The organism is Pseudomonas sp. URMO17WK12:I6 (genome assembly GCF_003253625.1).
In the GTDB taxonomy this organism is placed as follows: Bacteria; Pseudomonadota; Gammaproteobacteria; order Pseudomonadales; family Pseudomonadaceae; genus Aquipseudomonas.
The window spans coordinates 201,623-216,390 of the sequence record NZ_QKYZ01000002.1 but is presented as its reverse complement, the minus strand read 5'-3'; the positions used below and the strand labels follow the sequence as shown (position 1 = coordinate 216,390).

The following is a 14,768-nucleotide window of genomic DNA, read 5'->3' as shown; positions in this document are numbered from 1 at the left end:
GCGAGCGCCCTTTGGGCAAGCGTTGCAAACTATTTGGGGCCGAAAAATGAAAAAGCCACCCGAAGGTGGCTTTTCAATACAAGCAGCTCAGGCGCTATCAGTAAGCCTTGCCAGTCTTGTAGAAGTTCTCGAAGCAGAAGTTGGTTGCGTCGATGTAGCCTTCGGCGCCACCGCAGTCGAAACGCTTGCCTTTGAACTTGTAGGCCATGACGCAGCCGTTTTGCGCTTGCTTCATCAGGGCGTCGGTGATCTGGATTTCGCCGCCCTTGCCTGGCTCGGTCTGCTCGATCAGGTCGAAGATGTCCGGGGTCAGGATGTAACGGCCGATGATCGCCAGGTTCGACGGTGCATCTTCAGGTTTTGGCTTCTCGACCATGCTGTGAACGCGATAGATGTCGTCGCGAATCATCTCGCCGGCGATCACGCCGTACTTGTTGGTTTCCTGAGGATCGACTTCCTGGATGGCCACGATCGAGCAGCGGAACTGCTTGTACAGCTTGACCATCTGGGTCAGTACGCCGTCGCCTTCGAGGTTGACGCACAAGTCGTCCGCCAGTACTACGGCGAAAGGTTCGTCGCCAATCAGTGGACGGCCGGTCAGGATTGCGTGGCCCAGGCCTTTCATTTCGGTCTGGCGAGTGTAGGAGAACGAGCACTCGTCGAGCAGTTTACGGATGCCGACAAGGTATTTCTCCTTGTCAGTGCCCTTGATCTGGTTTTCCAGCTCGTAGCTGATGTCGAAGTGGTCTTCCAGGGCGCGTTTGCCGCGACCGGTAACGATGGAGATTTCGGTCAACCCGGCATCCAGTGCTTCTTCGACGCCGTACTGGATCAGTGGCTTGTTTACCACCGGCAGCATTTCTTTGGGCATGGCTTTAGTCGCTGGCAGGAAGCGAGTACCGTAACCGGCTGCTGGGAACAAGCATTTCTTGATCATATAAGTCCTTGAAAGGGCTGTGTGTACGAGTTTCGGCGCAGTCTAATCAGGCGGCGTGCACCTTACAATGCCCCGCACTGGCTAACCGACGCCATCATAGAGAAATATTCTGATGGATAGTTCCGCAGATAAGCTGCACAACGTCTTATAGATAGCAGAGATCGACGACCTGCGCGGCCATCAGTCTAGCGACAATCTGCCCCACCCTACACCCATCGGCACCCGTTGAGGGCATTTGGCGCTATCATTGCGCACCTGAACCAGCCAACGAGGCAGATAGATGTCGGCAGCAAAAAGCGTCAACGGGTACCTGATCAATCAGGCGAAAGACGGCCAGTGGTGGATAGACAGCGTCGGCGGCGAGAATATTGCCGGGCCGTTCCCTACAGAAGCGTTGGCGATTGAAGTGGCATTGGTGTTGCAGGATCAACCCGCAGCACCCAAGCGGCGCGGCAAGGACAAGCCTTGAGCTGAACCTGGCGCGACCGCAGCCCTGTCTTTGCGCAGGGCTTTTTTGTGAATGCCTGCAACGAAGTGGCCAATCGCTATAACCTTTCGTTGCAGCCGCTGTCATAGCGTTTAGCCCCCATCACTGACGACGACCACGACATGAAAAGATTCTTGCCACTGATTGCGGTACTGGCCCTGAGTGGCTGCGCCACGTCAGAAACGACTTACCTGAAAAATGGCGAGCAAGGCCTGACCATCGACTGCTCCGGGGAAGCCAACGCCTGGGCCAGTTGCTACGAAAAAGCCGATGCCTCTTGCGCCGGTACCGGCTATCGGATTGTCGGTACCGACGGTACACCTTCGACCAAGGAAAGCGACAAAACCCTGGGCGTCGACGTCGGCAATTACAAGAACCGCAGTGTGGTGGTGGTCTGCAAGTAGGGCACCCATTGCCCTACATATGGATTTCGGCGAACTTGATCCCGAGCCCGCGTACCGTCTCGATCAAATCGTCGAGGCGGCTGAAGGACTCGACTTCATCGTTGTCATCCACCAGGAAAAAACTGCGCCCGGCGCTTTTTTTGAAAAATACGATCCACTCCCCCGGATTCGCCGGGTTCTGAATCACATGGGTGGCAGAGATATGACCCTCTGCGTGGCGCTCCCGCACCTGCTCTCGTTTCATGCTCGACTCCAGAAATGACAATGCCGTCAAAGTGCGACTTTGACGGCATCGATGCTGACCGGGGGTAGTTTATCAGCCGGAAATGCACGCGGTGGCGGCATTGCGTACATCCCATGGGCGCAACGGCACATTGGAGATGCGCTCATGCAGTTTGATGCTGCTGCCACCGGAGCGGTCTTCAATGTCAAACACCGCTGCCGGCCCCGAGGAGAACTTCTGCGGCACAATCACCCGCATGCCATCCTTTTGCGGCTCGACTTGCAAGGCCCCACGGCTACTGGCCAATTTCTCGACCAGGCACTGGGCGTACTCATGGGGTTTCTTGCCTGAAATCACGTTCATGGTAGGCAACGACGCAGTGATGTCCGAGACCGTCGCACATCCACCCACTGCCAATACAAACGGCACGACCAGAACACCCCATTTCATATGAAACCTCCGATAAAGACCCTCCGACAGCACAAATGCTGTTTTTCTCCAAGGCTCCCTGCATTTATCGCTCATAGAATTCCAAATAACTGTTTTTAATTGTCAAAGCGGACCCCGACAGCCAGATAATAACCTGTTCGGGCTGATAAACTGCGCCAATCGCCCATGCTATCGTTTTGATTTTGTAGAAAAAGCCCTTCTGGAGGCGCCTCATGAAATTTATCCACCAGCGCGAGCACCTCAACGAAGACGACATCGTCGTCATTCAGTGCTCCCAAATGTGCAACATCCGCTTGATGAACGACGCCAACTTCCGCAGCTTCAAGAACGGCGGCCGTCACACGTATCACGGTGGCGCATTCGACACCTTCCCGGCCCGGATCACCGCGCCGAGCACCGGTTTCTGGAACATCACCATCGACACGGTCAACCGCCGGCCGATCAGCGTGACCCGCAAACCGACCCTGACGCACTCGATCAAGATCATCCGCCGCTCCAGCTCGAAGCTGAGCTGAACCCACACCAGAACAGGCAGGTATGACCGTGGCCCAGACGACCAAATACGTCATCAAATACAAACTCAACGGCGAACGTCGCTTCGAATTCGCCCAGCTTGAAAACGGCACCGCAGAAGAAGCCAAGGCTGCGCTGGACAAGCTGCATGGCCAGAGCGAAGACGTCATCAGCGAGATCAGCGTCAGCAAAGCGCTGTAACGCGATCTGGAGCGACAACATGGACGTCTGCTCCCCTCTCGCGAATTCGACCGCAAGCGCCGGAGTGCCCGCTCCCGCAACGCTCTCTAAACTGGCCGCCTCGACCTTTTGGTCAAGGAGTCAGAACCCTTGCTTACCGATCCGATTCACCACGATGCCCTCGACTGGGGCAAACTTACGCAGCAACTCGACCAGGATGGCTGCGCGATCATCAAATCGCTTTTAAGCCATAAGACCTGCGATGAAATAAGCGCCCTGTACGACTGCCCCGAACCCTTTCGCTCGAAAGTGGTGATGGCGCGCCACGGTTTTGGCCGTGGCGAGTACAAATACTTCAGATACCCGCTGCCGGATCCGGTGGCCCGATTGCGCAGCGCGCTCTACCCTCGACTGGTTCCCATCGCCAATCGCTGGTATGAATGCATGGATCTGCCGACCCGTTTCCCCGAATCCCACGAAGCGTTTCTGCAACGCTGCCATGCCGCCGGCCAGGAACGCCCGACACCTTTATTGCTGCAATACGGCCCGCAGGACTACAACTGCTTGCATCAGGATCTGTACGGCGAACACGTGTTCCCGCTGCAAGTGGCGATTCTGCTGTCAGAACCGGGAGAGGACTTTACCGGTGGCGAATTTGTGCTGACCGAACAACGCCCACGGATGCAATCGCGCCCGCAAGTCATCGGACTGAAGAAAGGTGACGCGTTGATTTTTGCCGTGAATCAGCGCCCGGTTAAAGGCGTTCGCGGCTATTACCGAGTGACCCTGCGTCATGGGGTGAGTCGCCTGCACAGTGGAAAACGGCATACCCTTGGAATCATCTTTCACGATGCGTTATGAGCCCATGAACCCGATCACCTTCGATCTGTTTGCCGACGCCGACCCCGAGCAGCAGCCCAGGCGCGAGCAGATCGGCGAACAATCCTACGTCCTGAGGGGCTTTGCCCTGCCCTGGCTCGACCGGTTACTACCGGCTCTGGAGGCGGTTCTGACAGCGGCGCCGTTTCGGCAGATGGTCACGCCCGGCGGCTTTACCATGTCGGTGGCCTTGAGCAGTTGCGGCACCTGGGGCTGGACCACCGATCGCAGCGGCTACCAGTACACCCGCAACGATCCGCAGACCGGCGCGCCCTGGCCTGAAATGCCCGAGGTGTTTTTCGAACTGGCCCAGGCGGCGGCGCGAAAGGCAGGGTTTATGGCGTTCGTACCGGACTCCTGCCTGATCAACCGCTATGTTCCCGGGGCCAGGATGTCGTTGCATCAGGACAAAAACGAAAACGCCTACACTGCCCCCATCGTGTCGGTGTCTTTGGGGTTGCCGGCGACGTTCCTGTTCGGCGGCTTCGAACGCAACGCCAAAAGCCAGCGGGTGCCGCTGTTTCACGGTGATATCGTGGTTTGGGGCGGCGTGGACCGTTTGCGTTACCACGGCGTATTGCCGATCAAGGAAGGCCAGCATCCGCGGCTGGGCGAACAGCGGATCAATTTCACTTTTCGTACTGCGCGATGATGCAGTCGAATTCGACCGCAAGACCCGGAGTGTGGCGTCGGTGCCGGCTGGTTAATCTGCATGAAACGGGTCAACGGACATGAAGCCATGACAACTCAATCGCCAACAATCGCCACCGAAAACGATCCTCGCTGGGCCGCCGTGGTCGCGCGCGATCCACGTGCCGACGGGCAGTTTGTGTATGCGGTGAAAACCACCGGTATCTACTGTCGCCCCAGCAGCCTGGCACGCCTGCCGAAACCGCAGAACGTCGAATTCTTCGACACGGCCGAGCAAGCTCAGGCGGCGGGTTATCGCCCCAGCAAACGGGCCGCGAAAGATCACAGCGACGTCGCCGCGCAACACGCCGCGACCGTGGCCGCCGCGTGCCGTCAAATCGAATCCGCCGAAACGTTGCCGGCGTTGAATGAGCTGGCGGATGCAGCCGGTTTGAGCAGTTTCCACTTCCACCGCGTGTTCAAGGCCATCACTGGCCTGACGCCCAAGGGCTACGCCACCGCCCATCGTTCACGCAAGGTTCGCGAGCGCCTGACCGATGGCGGCACGGTTACCGATGCGCTGTATGACGCCGGATTCAATTCCAACAGCCGTTTCTATGAGGCAGCGGATCAATTGCTCGGCATGACACCCGGGGACTATCGCGCGGCCGGGCAGAACAATGACATTCGCTTTGCCGTCGGCCAGTGCTCTCTGGGAGCGATTCTGGTGGCACAAAGTGAGCGCGGAGTCTGCGCGATTCTGCTGGGCGACGACCCGCATCAACTGGTCTGCGACCTGCAGGACAAGTTTCGCCGCGCCAACCTGATTGGCGCCGATCATGAGTTCGAGCAGTTGATCGCCAAGGTCGTCGGCTTTATCGAAGCCCCGGCCCTCGGCCTGGATTTGCCGCTGGATGTACGCGGCACAGCGTTTCAAGAGCGGGTATGGCAAGCCCTGCGGGAGATTCCCGTCGGCAGCACCGCCAGTTACGCCGATATCGCTCAGCGCATCGGCGCACCGAAAGCCATGCGCGCCGTGGCCCAGGCCTGTGGCGCGAACAGTTTGGCGGTGGCGATCCCTTGCCATCGCGTGGTGCGCAGCGACGGCAACCTGTCGGGTTACCGCTGGGGCGTGGAACGCAAGCGTCAGTTGCTGGAACGTGAAAACGCGTCCGGGTCCTGAATGCCAATATAGACCGCCACGGATTCCGGGCCGGTGTAGACCTCGAAGTCCGTGGCGAACTTGCGGCGAACCTGCGGGTTGTCTTCGAAGTAAGCCCAGATAAAGCCCCAAGCCTGAATGACGCTGTCCGGCATCGCCCCTTTGGCGCTGAACACCAGGTAATCGCCGCCCTCAACCTGAATCTGCGCAAAGCCCTCGGAGGGTGCGGTGACCGCCGCGCCCGAGGTTACATCGAAGTGACCTGAAGCGTCGGACTCGTAGTTGGAATACACGCCGTACATAAAGGAATCCGGCTGTTTGTGGGCGATTTTGTCGAAAACGTCCTCGACGAAAAATTGTTCCCACAAAGGGCCGATACGTGCGGTATCCGGCTGCTGCTCTGCGGCATTGCGGGTTCGCACCTGCAAACCCGAGACACTGAAGGGCAGCACTTCACGCAGTTTTACATCCATTGTCGCTATTTCCTTTTCACTACAGTTTGTCTGTTTGATTGGTGCCAAGACGATCAACGATTGACGTCGACCACCACCCGGCCGCGCAACTGCCCGGCAAGCAAGCGCAGCGCGGCGTCGATGGCTTCGCTCAAGCCGATTTCGTGGCTGATCAGCGGTAGCAAGGCGAAATCCAGGTCCTTGGCCAGGCGATTCCAGGCCAGTATCCGCCGGGCTTTGGGTTGGGTCACGCTGTTGATCCCGGCCAGGGTCACGCCGCGCAATATGAACGGTGCGACGGACGCCGGGAAGTCCATGCCCTGGGCCAGGCCGCAGGCGGCGACGGTGCCGTTAGCCCTGGTGCTCGCACAAGCGTTGGCCAGTGTGTGGCTGCCGACCGAGTCGATCACCGCTGCCCAACGCTCCTTGGCCAACGGCTTGCCCGGCTCCGACAATGTGGCGCGGTCGATGATCTCACTGGCGCCCAATTGCTTGAGGTAGTCGTGTTCGGAGGTGCGGCCGGTGGAGGCCACCACGCGATAGCCGAGTTTGCTCAGTAGCGCGATGGCGAAACTGCCTACGCCACCGTTGGCGCCCGTCACCAGTACGTCGCCCTGTTCGGGACTCACGCCGTTGTGCTCCAGCGCCAGGATGCTCAGCATCGCCGTGTAGCCGGCCGTGCCGACGGCCATCGCTTGCGCGGCGGTGAATGCCTTGGGCAACGGAATCAGCCAGTCGCCATTCAGGCGAGCTTTCTGCGCCAATCCGCCCCAATGTCCTTCGCCGACGCCCCAGCCATTGAGCAGGACTTGATCACCGACCTTGTAGTCCGGGTGACTGCTGACTTCGACGGTGCCCGCCAGATCGATCCCCGGCACCATCGGGAACTTGCGCACCACCGGGCTGCTGCCGGTGATCGCCAGGCCATCCTTGAAGTTCAGCGTGCTGTACGCCACACGCACCGTCACATCGCCCTCGGGCAATTGATCGTCAGCGATCTCTTGCAGCGTGGCCCGGTAACCGCTGTCGTCTTTGTCGATCAAAATGCCTTTGAACATCATTGCCTCCTGGTGGAATCGTTCAGTTGTCGTGCTGTTGAAATAACACAGGGAACCCCATCACCGTACCCGACTTTAAGCCAATCCCCATCGGCTGGCGCCTTGCGGATCATCCTGTACGCATTAAAAACTCGACTGGCCTTGCGCCAGGCATTACTGATACATACTTGCTTCTACCGTCCCTGCCCTGTTTCGACGTCGGAGAACACTGCACATGAGCCAATGGCCAGACACCCGCATTCTTGACCTGCTCGGGATCGAGCTGCCGATCATCCAGGGCCCTATGGCCGGCGCGACGACTTCGGCCATGGTGATTGCTGTGTGCAACGCCGGCGGCCTCGGCTCCATGCCCGCCGCAATGCTGAGCATCGAGCAGTTGCGCGAAGAACTGAAGACGATTCGCCAACACACCCAGCGTCCGTTCAACGTCAATTTCTTCTGCCACCAACCTCCGCCGCCGGATGAGCAGCGCGCCCGGGAATGGAAGAATCTGCTGGAACCGTACTACCGGGAATTGGGCGTCGACTTCGACGCACCGACGCCGGTGTCCAATCGTGCGCCGTTCGATAACGCAGCCTGCGAAGTGATCGAAGCGTTTCGCCCCGCAGTGGTGAGTTTTCACTTCGGCCTGCCGGAAAAATCGCTGCTGGATCGGGTAAAAGCCACCGGGGCGAAAGTTCTCTCCTCAGCGACTACGGTCGAAGAAGCCATCTGGCTGGAGCAGCATGGCTGCGATGCGATCATTGCGATGGGTTACGAGGCTGGTGGTCACCGGGGCATGTTCCTCAGTGATGATTTGAGCAGCCAGGTGGGTACTTTCGCGCTGGTGCCACAGGTCGTTGATGCGGTGAAAGTGCCGGTCATTGCGGCGGGCGGGATTAGCGATGCGCGTGGCGTCGCAGCGGCTTTCATGTTGGGCGCATCGGCGGTTCAGGTAGGTACGGCTTATTTGTTCACGCCAGAGGCCAAGGTCAGCGCGTCCCACCACAAGGCGTTACGCACGGCCAAGGAAAGCGAGACAGCGGTCACCAACATTTTCACCGGGCGCCCGGCGCGCGGGATTCTCAATCGGGTGATGCGTGAGCTGGGGCCGATGAGCGCCAAGGCACCGGCCTTCCCCTTGGCGGGCGGTGCGCTGATGCCATTGCGGGCTAAAGGGGAAGCGGATTTCAGCAACCTTTGGGCCGGGCAGGCGTTCACCCTGGGCGTTGAACTGACTTCGGCAGAGCTTACCCGGCGTTTGGCGGATGAGGCATTGGCCAAATTGCTTCACCGCTAATCCCTGTGGCGAGGGGGCTTGCCCCCGTTCGAGTGCGTAGCACTCGCAAAATCTACGATAACTTCGAGATTCTGGGGCTGCTTCGCAGCCCAACGGGGGCAAGCCCCTTCGCCACAACAGCTCCCTCGCCACAGTTCAGTGCCAACTCCGCATCCGGCAAGTTCCGTTTACAGGCATTTCGCTATATATTCTTATATATAGCGCTTCACTCGCCTACCACGGAGCCGTTTCATGACCATGCGTGCCTCACGTTTTGCCCCTGTGTGCCTGTTCAGCGTGTTCGCTTTCGGGTCCGCCCACGCGAACGAAGTCCAGGTCGCCGTTGCCGCCAACTTCACCGCGCCGATCCAGGCCATCGCTGCCGATTTCGAGAAAGACACCGGGCACAAACTGGTCACCTCCTTTGGTGCAACCGGCCAGTTCTATACCCAGATCAAGAACGGCGCGCCGTTCGAAGTGTTGCTCTCGGCGGATGACACCACGCCACAAAAACTCGAGACCGAAGGCGACACCGTCAAGGGTTCGCGCTTCACCTACGCCATCGGCACGCTGGCGCTGTGGTCGGCCAAGGAAGGTTATGTCGACGCCAAGGGCAAGGTTCTGAGCGACAACCAGTATCAGCATCTTTCCATCGCCAACCCGAAAGCCGCCCCATATGGCCTGGCTGCCACTCAAGTGTTGGCCAAGCAAGGCCTGACTGACAAGGTCAAAGACAAGATCGTTGAAGGCCAGAACATCACCCAGGCTTACCAATTCGTGTCCACCGGCAATGCCGAACTCGGTTTTGTGGCCTTGTCGCAGATCTACAAAGACGGCAAAGTGACCAGCGGTTCGGCCTGGATCGTTCCGGCCAACCTGCATGATCCGATCAAACAAGACGCGGTGATCCTCAACAAGGGCAAGGACAACCCGGCCGCCCAGGCATTGGTTGACTACCTCAAGGGGCCGAAAGCCGCCGCCGTCATCAAGTCCTATGGTTACCAACTCTAAATGACGCTATCGAGTGCCGATTACTCCGCGATCTGGCTGACCCTGAAACTGGCGTCCCTGACCACGGTCATCCTGCTGATCATTGGCACTCCGATTGCGTTATGGCTGTCGCGTACCCAATCCTGGTTACGCGGCCCGGTCGGGGCGATCGTCGCCCTGCCCCTGGTGCTGCCACCCACGGTGATTGGCTTTTATTTACTGTTGGCGCTCGGCCCGAACGGGTGGATCGGCCACTTCACCCAATCGCTGGGACTCGGCACCCTGAGCTTCAGTTTTGCGGGGCTGGTGATCGGCTCGGTGCTGTACTCGATGCCGTTCGTGGTCCAGCCGCTGCAAAATGCCTTTTCCGCCATCGGCACTCGCCCATTGGAAGTGGCCGCCACCTTGCGCGCCAACCCCTGGGACACGTTCTTCAGCGTGATTGTGCCGCTGGCCCGTCCCGGTTTCATCACCGCGGCCATTCTCGGTTTTGCCCACACTGTCGGCGAGTTCGGCGTGGTGCTGATGATCGGTGGCAACATTCCCGACAAAACCCGCGTGGTCTCGGTGCAGATCTACGATCACGTCGAAGCCATGGAATACGCCCAAGCCCATTGGCTGGCCGGGGCAATGCTGGTGTTTTCCTTTGCAGTGTTGCTGGCGCTCTACTCCAGCCGTAAAACCAAAGCGGCCTGGAGCTGACCCATGATTCAAATGCGCTTGAAACTGAGCTATTCGGGATTTGCCCTGGATATCGACTTGCAATTGCCCGGCCGTGGAGTGACTGCGCTCTATGGTCATTCCGGTTCGGGCAAAACCACCTGCCTGCGTTGCATCGCCGGCCTGGAACAGGCCGGGCAGGGTTTTATCCAGATCAACGATGAAGTCTGGCAGGACAGCGACAAGCGGATTTTCGTCCCGCCGCATAAACGCGCCCTGGGTTATGTTTTCCAGGAAGCCAGCCTGTTTCACCATCTGTCGGTGCGGGCCAATCTTGAATTCGGCCTCAAGCGCATCCCTCGCCAACAGCGGCGGGTCGACATGGCGCATGCCACTGAACTGCTAGGGATTGGCCATTTACTCGACCGCAATCCGCAGAATCTTTCCGGCGGCGAGCGCCAGCGTATCGGCATCGCCCGTGCCCTGCTCACCAGTCCCAAACTGCTGCTGATGGACGAGCCACTGGCGGCGCTTGATACCCAGCGTAAAAACGAAATCCTGCCTTACCTGCAACGGTTGCACGATGAGCTCGACATCCCGGTGCTGTACGTCAGCCATTCCCAGGATGAAGTCGCGCGGCTTGCCGATCACCTCGTCCTGCTCAGCAACGGCAAGGCTTTGGCCAGCGGCGCCATCGGCGAAACCCTGGCCCGGCTCGATCTGCCGCTGGCGCTGGGCGATGACGCCGGCGTGGTGATCGAAGGGCACGTCAGCGCCTATGACGCCGACTACCAGCTGTTGACCTTGCAACTGCCCGACACCGACCTGAGCATTCGGGTCGCCCACGCGCCGATGACCAAGGGCCAGGCATTGCGCTGCAAGGTTCAAGCGCGGGATGTCAGCCTGAGCCTGCAAGGCGTCGAACAGAGCAGCATCCTCAATCGCCTGCCGGTCACGGTGATCAGTGAAATCGGCGCCGACAACGCTGCTCACGTACTGATCCGCCTGAATGCCGCCGGCACACCGCTGCTGGCGCGAATCACCCGCTACTCCCGGGATCAACTGGGCGTGCACCCCGGCCAGCAACTCTGGGCGCAGATCAAAGCGGTGGCGGTGTTGGCCTGAAATCTGTCGGCATTCTTTAGGCACCCCGGCAATGGCGCGTGGTCAATGGCTTAACACCCTGACTCGCCGCCCGGGATTGCCTGCCATGCCAGATACCGCGTTGTCCGAGGGACTGCCGTCCGACCTGCATTACGTCGACGACAGCCAGCCTGGCATCACCCGCAAGAAGCTGCGTGGCGCATTCGGCTATTTCGCCCCGTCGGGTCGCCGCATTACCGATCCGGATGAAATCAAACGCATCAACGCCCTCGCAGTACCACCCGCCTACACCGATGTATGGATTTGCCCCGACCCGCGCGGTCATCTGCAAGCCACCGGTCGCGATGCCCGTGGCCGCAAGCAATACCGTTATCACCCGCGCTGGCGCGAAGTGCGCGATGCCGACAAATATTCACGCTTGCGGGACTTCGGCCTGGCCCTGCCGAAACTGCGCAAGCAGCTTGAAACCCTGTTGGCGACTCCCGGCTTCAGTCGCGACAAGGTGATGGCCACGGTGATTACCTTGCTCGATGCAACGCTGATCCGGGTTGGCAACACTCAATACGCCCGGGACAACCGCTCCTATGGCCTGACGACCCTGCGCAACCGTCACGTCGAGATCAACGGCAGCGCGATCATGTTCCAGTTTCGCGGCAAGAGCGGCATCGAGCACCAGATCACCGTAAAAGACCGGCGCCTGGCGCGGATCATCAAGCGCTGCCTGGAGATTCCCGGGCAAAACCTCTTTCAGTATCTGGACGAAAACGGTGACCGGCACACCGTCAGCTCCTCCGACGTCAACGCTTACTTGCAAATGCTGACCGGCGCCGATTTCACCGCCAAGGATTACCGCACCTGGGCCGGCAGTGCGCTGGCGTTGGCAGTGTTGCGCAAGCTGCAGTGGCAATCGCCAGCCGATGCAAAGCGGCAGGTGGTGGACATGGTCAAGCATGTCGCCCGGCAACTGGGCAATACCCCGGCGGTTTGCCGCAAGTGCTACATCCACCCGGCGGTCGTCGATGAGTTTATGCAAGGCGCATTGGCCGGACTGCCGCCGTCGCGGGGGCGTAAAAGGCTCAGGGCAGAGGAAGTGGCGCTGGCGGTGTTTCTGGAGAAGCTCATCGAGAAGGCTGAAACACCATGAGTCGACTTCTGGGGTGCACTGAACCGACGAACTGACCCACCAGTTTTTTGCATGATCGCAAAGCGCTTCTATGCTTGATCTGAACACGAACAGCTTCGGTGGACGCCATGGAAGACATTTTCGTTGTGAAACGCTGCAACAAGATCATCGTTCATGGCCGCCGGGCCGGAGAAACCGGTCACCCACCACCCGACGCCGCCGTCTGGTATCGCATCGTCGATACCCGCACGCGCGGCTTCATCGGTGACGGTTACGATCTTGAAGAGGACGCCAGGCACGAATGTCGCAGGCTTAACGAGGCCAGTTCGCCGGTGTCGCACGGGTTGGCTTGACGCCGGCCACTTTCATTTTCCGGGTCTATACTTGAAGGAGCTGAAGGACCAGCGACCCATCGGCAGAAAGCTCGCTCCCCCGCGGGCTTTTTGTTGCCCTTTAGCCGATTTCCTTGAACGGAGGTGATTGTCATGTCCGAGAAAGAGTCTATCGCCACCCTGCTCACCCTGCTTGACTCCCGTCAGGCCCGCCTTGCTGCTGCGTGCAAGGAAATCGCCGACTGGGTCGATCATCAAGGGGGGCATCCGACAGCGCTCAGGATTCGTGACCGCTTGAACGACATCGAGAAGGACACGCCGCAGATTCGCAGCGCGTTGTCTGCACTCAAACATGTCGAGCCGCCACTGCCTCGGTTCAAATCAGGCGACCGCGTTATTTGAGCCAGGGACAGAGTCCAATCCAGCACACCTGAGCGGTGACCTCTTCGTCACCGTGGTTGTGCCTGCCTGCCCGACTCGCGCTGCTGCCCAACCCGGCCCGGTTTGCCGGGCTTTTTTTATTCGTGCTTTGACCATTTCACACCGCCTTCACAACCGAGCCCCTACAGTTCACTTGCTCCTTTGAAAACATCCCCTGGCCCGCCCGCATGCGGGCCATTTTTTTGCCTGCCGTAACGCGAACGAACGCCCTCACCCGCCAGGTGTCGAACGCTTACACATCACGAAGGAGTATGTCCCATGGTCACTCACTTCAAAGTCGGCGGGCACCTGGCCTGCGGGCACAAAGGCAGCAACCTCACTTCCAGCAGCATATTGAACCGGGTGAAATGCAGAAGCTGCCGCAACACCGATGCGTACAAGGAAGCGCGCAAAACCGAACGCAACGCCGCCCGTCGGGCCGCACGCAAGGCCAAAGCCACCCACACCGCCAATGATTGGCGCTCAGAGTGGACCCAACGGCTGATCGAGATGCCCGGACTGCAACGGCTACCGCGTGGCTTTACTGGCCAGCCATTTGTATAGCTGACACGCCAGGCGTGAGGATTTCCTCTAGAAAATCGATAAACACATTGATCCGGCTGGATCCCCGGTGGTTGGGCAAATACAGCGCGTTGATGCAGCTGCTCGCACTGCCGGGATTGACTTCGTAGTGTTCCAGCAACCGCGTCAGCCGGCCTGCGGCGACATCGTCGCGCACCAGCCAGTCGGCCAACAGGGTCACCCCGCCGCCGGCGATTGCCGCTTCGCGCAGGATGTCGGCGTTGTTGCTTTGCAGGCGGCCGTGCACATTGAGCTGGATGGTTTCCTTGTCGCCCTGGAACGTCCAGCACTGGTGCGAACCAGCGTAATCAAAGCGCAGGCATTGGTGCTCGAGCAAGTCGCGAGGATGACACGGCGCCGTGTGGCGGCTCAGGTAATCCGGGCTGGCCACCACCCAGCGCTGGAAGGCCCCTACCCGTTTACTGACGATGTCTTCACTGACCACCGACGATCCCAGACGCACTGACACATCGATCTGTTCGCTCAGCAGGTCGCTGACCTGATCGCTCAACGACACGCTTATTTCCAGTCCCGGATGGCGCTCGAGCAGTCGGCCCAGATGCGGCGCGATGATCCGCCGACCGAACTCGACAGGGACGCTGATCCGCAGGCGTCCTTGCGCCTCGCTGCCACGGTCGGCAACCACGGCATCGGCTTCGTCGATGGCGTCAAGAATCGCCACAGCCTTTTCGAAATAGGTTTGCCCGGCGACGGTCACGCTGGTGTTGCGTGTCGTGCGGTTGAGCAGGCTGGCGCCGAGCTCGTTTTCCAGCCCCGCCACCTGGCGAGTGACCGAAGACGTCGAGATGCCGAGCTTGCGCGCTGCGGAGGAATAACCGCCGCAACGCACGGTTTCAACAAACATCTTCAGTGCCAGCAACTTGTCCATAAGCGGAATCCGGTCAAAAAGAAACGGTGATGATA

The 14,768-nt window shown here is 59.6% G+C and carries 21 protein-coding genes; 15 read left to right on the top strand and 6 right to left on the bottom strand.

Going from position 1 to position 14,768, the window contains the following annotated elements; all coding sequences use genetic code 11:
• Nucleotides 1-97 precede the first annotated feature (97 nt).
• Nucleotides 98-937, bottom strand: a complete 840-nt coding sequence (galU, locus tag F475_RS04715) for a UTP--glucose-1-phosphate uridylyltransferase GalU (RefSeq protein WP_003182953.1) — start codon at nucleotides 935-937, stop codon at nucleotides 98-100.
• Nucleotides 938-1,217: 280 nt separating this feature from the next.
• Between galU and F475_RS04710 the strand changes: the two genes are divergently transcribed.
• Nucleotides 1,218-1,406 (top strand): hypothetical protein, encoded by a 189-nt coding sequence (locus tag F475_RS04710; protein ID WP_111453268.1) that lies wholly within the window; start codon nucleotides 1,218-1,220, stop codon nucleotides 1,404-1,406.
• 140 nt (nucleotides 1,407-1,546) lie between these two features.
• Complete coding sequence (locus tag F475_RS04705; protein WP_018929069.1) at nucleotides 1,547-1,828, top strand: hypothetical protein; 282 nt, start codon at nucleotides 1,547-1,549, stop codon at nucleotides 1,826-1,828.
• Nucleotides 1,829-1,841: 13 nt separating this feature from the next.
• Here the strand turns inward: F475_RS04705 and F475_RS04700 are convergent, their stop codons facing one another.
• Both F475_RS04700 and F475_RS04695 read right to left on the bottom strand, forming a co-directional pair.
• Nucleotides 1,842-2,072 (bottom strand): hypothetical protein, encoded by a 231-nt coding sequence (locus F475_RS04700; protein ID WP_007935641.1) that lies wholly within the window; start codon nucleotides 2,070-2,072, stop codon nucleotides 1,842-1,844.
• Between the two features lie 72 nt (nucleotides 2,073-2,144).
• The gene (locus F475_RS04695) at nucleotides 2,145-2,501 is read right to left on the bottom strand and encodes a hypothetical protein (protein WP_018929068.1); all 357 of its coding nucleotides are present in this window, start codon (nucleotides 2,499-2,501) and stop codon (nucleotides 2,145-2,147) included.
• 212 nt (nucleotides 2,502-2,713) lie between these two features.
• On the opposite strand from F475_RS04695, the gene F475_RS04690 reads away from it, so the two are divergent.
• From F475_RS04690 to ada, 5 genes are all read left to right on the top strand, one after another.
• Complete coding sequence (locus F475_RS04690) at nucleotides 2,714-3,016, top strand: DUF1883 domain-containing protein (protein WP_007900033.1); 303 nt, start codon at nucleotides 2,714-2,716, stop codon at nucleotides 3,014-3,016.
• A gap of 28 nt (nucleotides 3,017-3,044) precedes the next feature.
• Nucleotides 3,045-3,215 (top strand): hypothetical protein, encoded by a 171-nt coding sequence (locus F475_RS30400; RefSeq protein WP_086945763.1) that lies wholly within the window; start codon nucleotides 3,045-3,047, stop codon nucleotides 3,213-3,215.
• A 129-nt stretch (nucleotides 3,216-3,344) separates the two neighbouring features.
• Complete coding sequence (locus F475_RS04685; protein WP_018929065.1) at nucleotides 3,345-4,055, top strand: 2OG-Fe(II) oxygenase; 711 nt, start codon at nucleotides 3,345-3,347, stop codon at nucleotides 4,053-4,055.
• Nucleotides 4,045-4,725 carry a DNA oxidative demethylase AlkB gene (gene alkB, locus F475_RS04680; protein WP_111453267.1) on the top strand — a complete coding sequence of 227 codons (681 nt, stop codon included), beginning with the start codon at nucleotides 4,045-4,047 and terminating at the stop codon, nucleotides 4,723-4,725. The genes F475_RS04685 and alkB overlap by 11 nt, the downstream gene beginning before the upstream one ends.
• 87 nt (nucleotides 4,726-4,812) lie before the next feature.
• Nucleotides 4,813-5,886, top strand: a complete 1,074-nt coding sequence (ada, locus tag F475_RS04675; protein ID WP_026346071.1) for a bifunctional DNA-binding transcriptional regulator/O6-methylguanine-DNA methyltransferase Ada — start codon at nucleotides 4,813-4,815, stop codon at nucleotides 5,884-5,886.
• Here the strand turns inward: ada and F475_RS04670 are convergent.
• Together F475_RS04670 and F475_RS04665 are read right to left on the bottom strand one after the other, a co-directional pair.
• The gene (locus F475_RS04670) at nucleotides 5,850-6,338 is read right to left on the bottom strand and encodes a GyrI-like domain-containing protein (protein ID WP_111453266.1); all 489 of its coding nucleotides are present in this window, start codon (nucleotides 6,336-6,338) and stop codon (nucleotides 5,850-5,852) included. The two genes, ada and F475_RS04670, sit on opposite strands and share 37 nt — an antisense overlap.
• A 53-nt stretch (nucleotides 6,339-6,391) precedes the next feature.
• Nucleotides 6,392-7,375 carry an MDR family oxidoreductase gene (locus F475_RS04665; RefSeq protein ID WP_111453265.1) on the bottom strand — a complete coding sequence of 328 codons (984 nt, stop codon included), beginning with the start codon at nucleotides 7,373-7,375 and terminating at the stop codon, nucleotides 6,392-6,394.
• Nucleotides 7,376-7,589: 214 nt separating this feature from the next.
• On the opposite strand from F475_RS04665, the gene F475_RS04660 reads away from it, so the two are divergent.
• The 8 genes from F475_RS04660 (at nucleotide 7,590) to F475_RS04620 (ending at nucleotide 13,826) form a co-directional block, all read left to right on the top strand.
• Nucleotides 7,590-8,654 (top strand): nitronate monooxygenase family protein, encoded by a 1,065-nt coding sequence (locus F475_RS04660; RefSeq protein ID WP_111453264.1) that lies wholly within the window; start codon nucleotides 7,590-7,592, stop codon nucleotides 8,652-8,654.
• Between the two features lie 237 nt (nucleotides 8,655-8,891).
• Nucleotides 8,892-9,644 (top strand): molybdate ABC transporter substrate-binding protein, encoded by a 753-nt coding sequence (modA, locus tag F475_RS04650; RefSeq protein ID WP_371924250.1) that lies wholly within the window; start codon nucleotides 8,892-8,894, stop codon nucleotides 9,642-9,644.
• A complete protein-coding gene (modB, locus tag F475_RS04645; protein ID WP_111453261.1) occupies nucleotides 9,645-10,325 on the top strand; it encodes a molybdate ABC transporter permease subunit in 681 nt (226 codons plus the stop codon).
• Between the two features lie 3 nt (nucleotides 10,326-10,328).
• Nucleotides 10,329-11,408 carry a molybdenum ABC transporter ATP-binding protein gene (modC, locus tag F475_RS04640; RefSeq protein ID WP_111453260.1) on the top strand — a complete coding sequence of 360 codons (1,080 nt, stop codon included), beginning with the start codon at nucleotides 10,329-10,331 and terminating at the stop codon, nucleotides 11,406-11,408.
• A gap of 85 nt (nucleotides 11,409-11,493) precedes the next feature.
• The gene (locus tag F475_RS04635; RefSeq protein WP_111453259.1) at nucleotides 11,494-12,531 is read left to right on the top strand and encodes a DNA topoisomerase IB; all 1,038 of its coding nucleotides are present in this window, start codon (nucleotides 11,494-11,496) and stop codon (nucleotides 12,529-12,531) included.
• A gap of 107 nt (nucleotides 12,532-12,638) precedes the next feature.
• The gene (locus F475_RS04630; protein ID WP_111453402.1) at nucleotides 12,639-12,863 is read left to right on the top strand and encodes a hypothetical protein; all 225 of its coding nucleotides are present in this window, start codon (nucleotides 12,639-12,641) and stop codon (nucleotides 12,861-12,863) included.
• Between the two features lie 132 nt (nucleotides 12,864-12,995).
• Nucleotides 12,996-13,244 carry a hypothetical protein gene (locus tag F475_RS04625; protein ID WP_018929055.1) on the top strand — a complete coding sequence of 83 codons (249 nt, stop codon included), beginning with the start codon at nucleotides 12,996-12,998 and terminating at the stop codon, nucleotides 13,242-13,244.
• A 297-nt stretch (nucleotides 13,245-13,541) separates the two neighbouring features.
• The gene (locus F475_RS04620) at nucleotides 13,542-13,826 is read left to right on the top strand and encodes a hypothetical protein (protein ID WP_111453258.1); all 285 of its coding nucleotides are present in this window, start codon (nucleotides 13,542-13,544) and stop codon (nucleotides 13,824-13,826) included.
• Here the strand turns inward: F475_RS04620 and F475_RS04615 are convergent.
• Entirely contained in the window at nucleotides 13,804-14,733 is a 930-nt protein-coding gene (locus F475_RS04615) for a LysR family transcriptional regulator (protein ID WP_018929053.1), read from the bottom strand. The two genes, F475_RS04620 and F475_RS04615, sit on opposite strands and share 23 nt — an antisense overlap.
• Nucleotides 14,734-14,768 lie beyond the last annotated feature (35 nt).